Annotated in this window: 5 protein-coding genes and 1 tRNA gene; 2 read left to right on the top strand and 4 right to left on the bottom strand. The window is 65.0% G+C overall.

From position 1 onward, the window contains the following. Window positions 1-177: 177 nt before the first annotated feature. From WB785_RS02435 to WB785_RS02450, 4 genes are all read right to left on the bottom strand, one after another. Window positions 178-2,526 carry a glycerol-3-phosphate 1-O-acyltransferase gene (locus WB785_RS02435; RefSeq protein WP_424077106.1) on the bottom strand — a complete coding sequence of 783 codons (2,349 nt, stop codon included), beginning with the start codon at window positions 2,524-2,526 and terminating at the stop codon, window positions 178-180. Continuing rightward, window positions 2,523-4,127, bottom strand: coding sequence for an HAD-IB family hydrolase (locus WB785_RS02440; RefSeq protein ID WP_424077110.1), 1,605 nt, complete (start codon window positions 4,125-4,127; stop codon window positions 2,523-2,525). Before WB785_RS02440 ends, WB785_RS02435 begins: the two co-directional genes overlap by 4 nt. 80 nt (window positions 4,128-4,207) lie before the next feature. After that, a complete protein-coding gene (locus WB785_RS02445; RefSeq protein WP_424077107.1) occupies window positions 4,208-5,683 on the bottom strand; it encodes a WS/DGAT/MGAT family O-acyltransferase in 1,476 nt (491 codons plus the stop codon). 226 nt (window positions 5,684-5,909) lie between these two features. Next, on the bottom strand, window positions 5,910-7,169 hold the full coding sequence (locus WB785_RS02450) for an alpha/beta hydrolase fold domain-containing protein (protein ID WP_424077108.1): 1,260 nt from the start codon (window positions 7,167-7,169) through the stop codon (window positions 5,910-5,912). Window positions 7,170-7,336: 167 nt separating this feature from the next. Between WB785_RS02450 and WB785_RS02455 the strand changes: the two genes are divergently transcribed. Together WB785_RS02455 and WB785_RS02460 are read left to right on the top strand one after the other, a co-directional pair. Continuing rightward, window positions 7,337-7,413, top strand: a tRNA-Arg gene (locus WB785_RS02455). 95 nt (window positions 7,414-7,508) lie between these two features. Next, window positions 7,509-8,074, top strand: a 566-nt coding sequence (locus WB785_RS02460; protein ID WP_424077109.1) for an enoyl-CoA hydratase, incomplete at its 3' end; no start/stop codon positions are given.

Genomic DNA, 8,074 nt, shown 5'->3' on the forward strand with positions numbered 1-8,074 from the left:
ACCAGGGTCGGGTAGCCCGGTCGCGGTCAGCGCAGCCGCCACCGACAGGGCCCCGATCCCGGCCGCGATGCACCCGGCGAGCGCCGCCACTCCGGCGAGCAGCGGCCACACCGCCGCGCCTTGCTTAGTGGTCGGAGCGCCCGTCATACATCAAGAGTATGGGCACCTGTCTGCCGGCTATTGATCGTGGCGACGTCCGGCCCGCGCCTGCACCTCGCGAGCGACGAACTGGTTGCGCGCGATCTGCGCGACATGGTCGAAATCCTGCAGAATCGATCGCAACTCTCGGCGGAACGCGACCCGGCGCTCGACCAAGTCCGGTGCGGGTTTCAGCAAGTCCTGGTCGGCGGCGACCTGGCGTGCGGTCGCGAACAGCAGCGTGGACACCGGCTCGCTGCTGCGCACTCGGCCCTGCGCGACGTATTGGCGGCCGACACCCAGCGCCAACTTGGTGAGCTCCTTCTCACCGATATCCGTCGGCGCATCGCGCAGCACATCAGCCACGATCTCGTAGGCCTCGAAGAACACCCGCAGCATCGCGTCCGACATCAACGGCCGTTTCGCGTACAGCATTGCTTCGATCTCGGCACCGCCCGCGCCAACGTGGGCTTCCCAATCCTCATGCCAGGCCATCTCTTCGGCGATGTTTTCCCGGAAGGCGGCCGAGTCAGCAAAGTAGAAGTCGAATTTCAGTAGGTCGCGCAGCCGCATGGCCTGATTCCAAAATGCCTCCAGGCGATCGCCTTCGGCGTGACTGGCATGCGCCAGCGCCAATTCGACGATGACGGTCTCCAGAAACGCGTGTATCACCGAATTGCGGTAGAAGGCTGCGGTGTGCTCATCCTCGGGGGTGATGCGCCACACGGGTTCTCGGCCGCTGTCGATTCGGGTGACCGGATGCCCGTTGGACAGCGCGTCCACCGCCGCCCGTACGCCTTCGGGTGTGCGCAGCCGCAGTGCACTGGTAGACATCGGGGTTTGTTTGCGTTCGAGATAGTCCAGTGAGTCCTGCAGGGTGTGGTGCAATTGCCCGAGCGTCAACGCCAGCCCGTGCGTGGTCAGCAACAATGCCGATACCAGACCGGTGGCATTCACCGGGGTTGCTTGCAGAATCCGCCATGCGACTTCGAACGACATCTTCTGCAGCGCAAGCCGTTTGGCAGCTTCATCCGCAGCGATCGAGCCATGCGACGGGCCGAGATGCTCGCGCATCGAGACAGCCTCGGGGAAACGAACATAGATCTTGCCGTAATTGCGTTCACCCTGGGCCTTGATGAAGCGGTACATCCAGCTCAAACCCTCGGGCCGCTTCTCGCCGCCGCGGGCATAGGCAGCGTACTCGGCGGTTTCGTGCAGCTGGTCGAAGCTGATCGAAACACCTTGCAGCAGAATGTCATCGCTGCGGCCGTCCAAGTAGGCGTCGGCCACGTAGCTCATCAGTCCCAGTTTGGGTGGCAGCATCTTGCCAGTCCGCGAGCGGGTGCCCTCGATGGACCAGCTCAGGTTGAAACGTTTCTCCACCACGTAGCCGACGTACTCCTTGAGTACGTACTTGTAGAGGGCGTCGTCGCCGATATTTCGCCGGATGAAGATGACGCCGGCGCGGCGCATCAGCGGGCCCATCACCCCGAATGCCAGGTTGACGCCGGCGAAAACATGCACCGGCGGCAGCCGGTTTTCCTGCATCGCGACCGGCATCACCGCGCCGTCGATGTAGGACCGGTGCGAGAACAACAACACCGCCGGATGAGCTTCCAGCGCGGTGCGCATCGCCGCCACCTGGTACTCGTCGTAGTCGATCTCCCGATCGAATCCTCGACTGAACAGGCGGTTCAGGACGGAGACCAGGTCCACGGAAACTCGGCTCCACCCGGTGGCGAGCTCGTCGAGCATTTTTCCGGCTTCCTCGACGGTGGCGCCCGGAATCTTTTCCAAGCCGGCACGAAATCGCGCGGACGCCAGAATCTCGGGCCGCACCAGCCGGGGAGACTTGTATTGCGGTCCAAGGATTCGGTATTCGGCGCGCTCCATCGCCAGTAGCGCTCGGCGGGTGACGAAATGCGCGAACTCACGCGGATTTTCGCCGATCGTGATGTCTCGCCATTGCTGACGAAGTTCGGATACCTTGGCCGATTCGCCGGCCACCACCCGGGCGCGGGACGGGTCAGCGCGCAGAATGCGGCGCTGCTGACGCTCACTGGGCTGGTAGGGATTTCGTCCGGGGATCAACGCGGCCACCCGGCTCAATGTCGACGCATCGGCCTCCGGCATCCAGAAGACCCGCACCGGCACGATCGATCGGTCCTCGTCCGATTCGAGCTGTTCGACCAGCTGGGCGAGCGCGGCGGGTGGCGAATTGCGTGCCGGCAACGGCAGGACCTCGAGTTTGGTTTCCGGGGGCCGGGTGCGTTGCTCGTCCAACCACGACCCCAGCAGCTCCGATTCGACCGGCGAGGACGCTGACGCCAACACCAACGTGTCGTCGGCGGTGCTGAACGTACCGGTATCGGCGGCTGATCTGGTCACGATCGCCCTCTCGGCCGAGGCGTGCGCGGTTGGGCCTGGGTGACCTTGCGCGCCGACGCTTTCGGTTTAGCCGCTTTAGCGGTCTTCTTCGCCCCGGCCTTCGCCGCAGTGGCCTTGGCCGGCTTGGTGGCGGCCTTACGCGGCGTCTTTTTTGGCGCCGCCTTCTTTTTCCGGCGATACACGCTGGCTTCGGGTAGCTCGTCGACCGGCCAGTCGGCCAACGTGTCTAGATACAGCTGGCGGACCTCGGCGATCCGATCCGACAAGGTGTCAAGTGTCCAGTCGCGCACCGAAATCGGCGGGAACACCGCGACATCCACCGTGCCCGGATTCATCGTCATCGAGTCCCGCGCGGCGACGATCTCGGCGTTGCGGATGACGATCGGCACGATCGGGATGCCGACCGTCATCGCGATGCGGAAGGCTCCCTTCTTAAACGGTCCGACGCTGGTGGTATCCAGTCGGGTGCCCTCGGGCGCCATCACGACCGACAGGCCCTTCTTCGCGCGCTCTTCGACTTGGTGCAACGTCTCGACCGCGGCGGCCGAATCATCGCGGTCGATGAATGCGGTGTCCAACAGCTTGCCCAGCGTGCCCATGATCGGGTCGCTGGCCAGCTCCTTCTTGCCCACACTCACCCAGTTGTCGCGGACCAGCGCGCCGCTGATTACCGGGTCAGCCTGGTTGCGGTGGTTGAAGATGAACACCGCCGGACGTTCGGCGTTCAGGTTCTCGGCGCCGATGACATTGAGATGCACGCCGCTGGCGGTCAGCAACAGTTGTGACCAGGTCGAGGTGAAGAAGTTCACTCCCCGGCGGCGGCTGCGGGTCAGCAGGCCGATACCCACTGCGCCCGCAGCTACCGGGATGATCGAGCCGAAACCGGCTAGGGTTCGCAGCTGCGAGCCGATCCCGCCCCCGCCGCGGCTGGTGAATTGCAGGATCGGCCAGCCGCGCCGGCGGGCGACCGCGGCCATCTTGCCTTCGGGGTTGGTCGGCCGCGGGTTGCCGACCAGGTACATCAAGGCGACATCTTCGTCGCCGTCGGCGTAAAAGTAACTGTCCTTGAGGTCGATGTCGTTCTCGGCGGCAAACTTTTGTACCGCAGCAGCTTTGCCGGGTCCCCAGAGGATCGGCTTGAGCACATCTCCGGTGAGGCTGCCGTCCTCGTTGGTCTCGAACTTGTTGGTGAGTGTGTTGGCGATGCCAAGGAAGCGGGCCACCGGACCGACCTGAATGGTCAACGCCGACGAACTGAGCACCACGGTGTGACCGCGAGCCAGGTGGGCGCGAACCAGTTCGCGCATCTCCGGGTAGATCCGCGACTCGATTTTCTGGTTGAACAGCCGCTCACCGATCTCTTCCAGATCGCTCAACGCGCGCCCACGGAGCGCACCCGAGGCCGTGCGGATCAGTTGTTCGAATTCGATGCGCCCAAGCTGGTGGTTGAGGCCGGCAGTGACCATGCTGATCAGCTCGCCGACGCCTATGTCGCGTCGGCGCAGCCTTTCCTGAGTCAGGATGACCGCAGTGAAGCCGGCCACCAGGGTCCCGTCCAGGTCGAAGAACGCGCCAATCTTTGGTCCTGGCGGGCTGGCCATGATTTCGGCGACCGACCCCGGCAAGCGAAGATCCCGCGGCGACTTCCGCGACTGTCGGTCCTCTGTATCGCGGTCGGCCGTCACGATCCCGCCACCGATCGGTTCGGCGAGCCGGGCGTCTGGGCGGCGAACGATGCGGGTGTCGCATGCAGGGCGGGTTCGCCGGCCAGCGCGAGGATCTCGTCGAAACCCTCCAGCAGGCACCGGGCGAACAGCGCCTCGTCGCGGACGGCGGCGCGGTCGTAACGGGCGGTGATGGTGCAGTACCCGCCCCTCGATATCAGCACGACCATCATCGCCACGCCGGGCAATGGGCCAATTCCGTACTGCCGCAAGACCTTTGCACCGGCTAGATAGGTGTCGCCGGGGAAGACCGGAACGTTGCTGGCCTGGACGTCGGACCCGACGATCGAGCCGGTCATCGACTCCAGCAGCGGCGTCGGCAAGACGCTCAACACCGGGGCGATGGAACCGATGATGTCCATGGCGGGCTCGTCGCGGCGCTGGATCATCTGTGCGCGAATCTTCTTCATGCGTTCTACCGGATCGGCAGTGCCTATCGGGGCCGCCAAGTTGACGCCGGTGAAGCGGTTGCCGCCTGCCGGATCGGATTCGGCACGTAGGTTGACCGGCACCGCCATCGGAATGGTGGCAACCGGTACGCCTAGTGCTTCGTGGTAGCGGCCGAGCGCACCACACACGGCGGCCAGGTAGGCGTCGTTGATCGAACCCCCGCCCGCTTTTGCCGCCCGATGCAAGTCGGCGAGCGGGATGTCGAGTGCCTCGCTGCGGGTGGCCAGGCTGCGGCGTCGAAGTAGCGGCGACGGTTCGGCAGCCCTGCCAACTACCCGCGCCCCTGAGCGGGCATAGTCGACCACACCCGCTAAGGCGGCTCCTGGGTTGAGCACCGCCCGCCCGACCATCGATACGGCTCCGGACACGGCGCCCAATACCCCATTGGCCACGTTGGCCGGCAGGTGGTTGAACCCTTCGCGCATCAAGTCGTTGGCCGAAAGATCCTGCGGAATGGGTTGCGCGGGCGTCGGCTGGGGCGGTGGGTCCCGCTCAAGGTCGTAGATGTGGGCGAACATCTCCACACTGCCGACGCCGTCGGTGACGGCGTGCGACAAGTGAAGCAGCGTAGCCGCCTTCCCGTCGGCGAGGCCCTCGATCAGGGTTGCCGTCCACAGCGGTCGGGCGATGTCCAGCGGGGATTGCAGCATCACCTCGGCCAGATCGAATACCTGCCTGATCGAGCCTGGTTCTGCGACGCGCATTCTTCGCACGTGGAAGTCCAGGTTGAAGTCGGGATCGACCACCCAGCGCGGCGCCGCGGTCGGCAAGGTCGGCACTACCACTTTCTGTCGCAGCCGCAACACGCGCCGGGATGCATTCTCAAAACGAGTCCGGAAGCGGTCCCAATCCGGGGTGGTGTCCAAGATTTCCAAAGCCATGATGCCCGAGCGAGTACGCGGGTTGGCCTCGCCGCGATGCAAGAGGTAATCGACCGGCCCCAGCGCCGCGGGCAATCCGGCCGCGTCGACCGTCTCAGCCACCGGCACTCCTCCGTCCTGTCGCCGCGCTCGTTGCACGGCGCGCCATACACAATGCCCAGGGCCCCACGTCGCGCTGCAGGCCACTTTAACGCTAGCCCGGTTGGCGCGATGGCGGTAGCTGATTGTGCGGATCAGAAGACCGGCTCAAACACGTTCCCGGTCTCCGGTGAATTGGCCTGGCGGCCTAACGAATTGGAAATGTGCCAGGCGGAATGCAGCGAGCAATTCAACTGGCGGGTGTCGCGCGTCTGCGCAAAACCGCCGATCGCGAGCGAAGATATCGTCCGTAGACGACACCAAAGAAGTCAGCCACAGCATCGGCGACCAGTCGAGACCGGACCGTGGCGAACATGTCAAAGGCGTGGTGCGCGTTAGGAAGCTCGGCGTAGCAGACGGTGCGGGCGCCGGCCTTGCGGAGCGCGTCAGAAAAAGCCCGCGCCTGCAAACTGGGAATCACCGAATCATTCTCGCCGTGCAAGACAAAGAACGGTGGCGCGCCGCGATGCACATGCGAAATCGGCGATGCCGATTCAAACAGTTCGGGCTGGTCGGTATAACGCGCTTGCATAACAAAATGCTCGAGAAAAGGCAGCATCATTTCGTGCATTTTTCCGACATCGGTCAGGTCGTAGACGCCGTAATAAGGCGCGGCCGCTTGAACGCTGGTGTCGGCATCCTCGAAGCCGGGCTGCAGGCGGTGGTCGTTAGCGGTGAGCGCGGCAAGGGAGGCCAGGTGCCCGCCGGCGGAGCCACCCGTGACCGCGATGAAGTCAGGGTCGCCGCCGTACTCGGCGATGTTGTGCCGCACCCAGGCCAGCGCGCGTTTGACATCGATGATGTGCGCCGGCCACGGCTTTGCCGGGCTCTTGCTGTAGTCGATGGACACGCAGATCCAGCCCAGCTCGGCCATCCGGCCCATCAGCGGATATGCCTGAGGCCGTTTGCCGTTGACGGTCCATGCGCCGCCGGGGACCTGCACCAGCACCGGCGCCCGGCCGCCGGGCTTGATGTCGGGATGGCGCCAGACGTCGAGCAGGTGGTTGCGGCGGTCCGGGCCGTAGGCGATATCCGAGGTCTGCGCCGCATAACGGCGGCGATGCCCGGTTGCTTGCAAGAGCCCACCGCGGCGAGCGCATGCCGTGGAATCGGTGATGGGGTGACGGGCCTTTTCACTGTATTGCGGCCCAAAGGACTCTTCCAGTGTGGCAATGAGGATGTCGTCGGCCCGCTGCGCCGCCCAGCCCGTCGCGACCCGGCCGACGGACAGCGGCGTCACCCCGGACAGCGCATGCCCGGTGACAACGTGCGGGGGAAATTCTGCCGATAGCCATTGGGCCAAAAAGCGGACCACCCACGGCGAGCCCCGTAGCAGCAGCGCGCCGGTGCGATATGCGCCAATCGGCGCCGCGGCCAGCTGCAGTCCCTGGCGCAGCACTTCGGTACGCGCATGCGAGTAGCGCGCTCTGACATCGATGGCTACGGTCATGCCTGCCACTCCTCGCCGTTGAGCACACGCAGCCGGAAGCGTACGTGTGTGGCGGGCCTCACACTAGCGAATCACTGTTCCTGCCAACGACATTTCCCTCGGCGTTGCGCACCGGGAGCCCGTCTTTTGCACGGTTGGATACACTGACCTGGGCTTAGTAGTCTCCGGCCCCCGTAGCTCAGCTGGACAGAGCACATGACTTCTAATCTTGTGGTCGCAGGTTCGAGTCCTGCCGGGGGCACCAGCCTCAGATGCCGCTGTGGCAAGCGAGGTCTATGTGGCAGATGGCCTCGGATGGTGCGCCATGTACCGTCGGCGGCGAACCTGCGGAGGTAACCGATGCCCGAATCCGAGCTGGTTTTGTTCAGCGTCGACAACCACGTCGCACTGATCACCATCAACGACCCAGACCGACGCAACGCCGTCAACGACGAGATCTCAAAGCAGTTGCGCGCGGCGGTGGAACGCGCCGAGGCCGATTCCGATGTGCACGCCGTTGTCATCACCGGCGCCGGGAAGGCATTCTGCGCAGGAGCTGATCTCAGCGCCTTGGGCAGTGCCGCCGAGCAAGGACTGCTGCGGATCTACGACGGGTTTATGGCCGTCGGCAAGTGCACGCTGCCCACGATCGCCGCCGTCAACGGCCCCGCCGTCGGTGCGGGCCTGAACTTGGCGCTGGCCGCCGATGTGCGCATCGCCGGGCCGAACGCGTTGTTCGACGCGCGTTTTCAGAAGTTGGGACTGCATCCCGGCGGCGGTGCGACCTGGATGCTGCAGCGCGGGGTAGGACCGCAAGTCGCCCGCGCGGCCTTGCTGTTCGGTATGCGCTTTGACGCCGAATCCGCTGTGCGGCACGGGCTGGCGCTCAGCGTCGCCGACGACCCGGTCGCCGCGGCGTTGGAACT

It is taken from the genome of Mycobacterium sp. (genome assembly GCF_049585075.1).
Lineage (GTDB): Bacteria > Actinomycetota > Actinomycetes > Mycobacteriales > Mycobacteriaceae > Mycobacterium.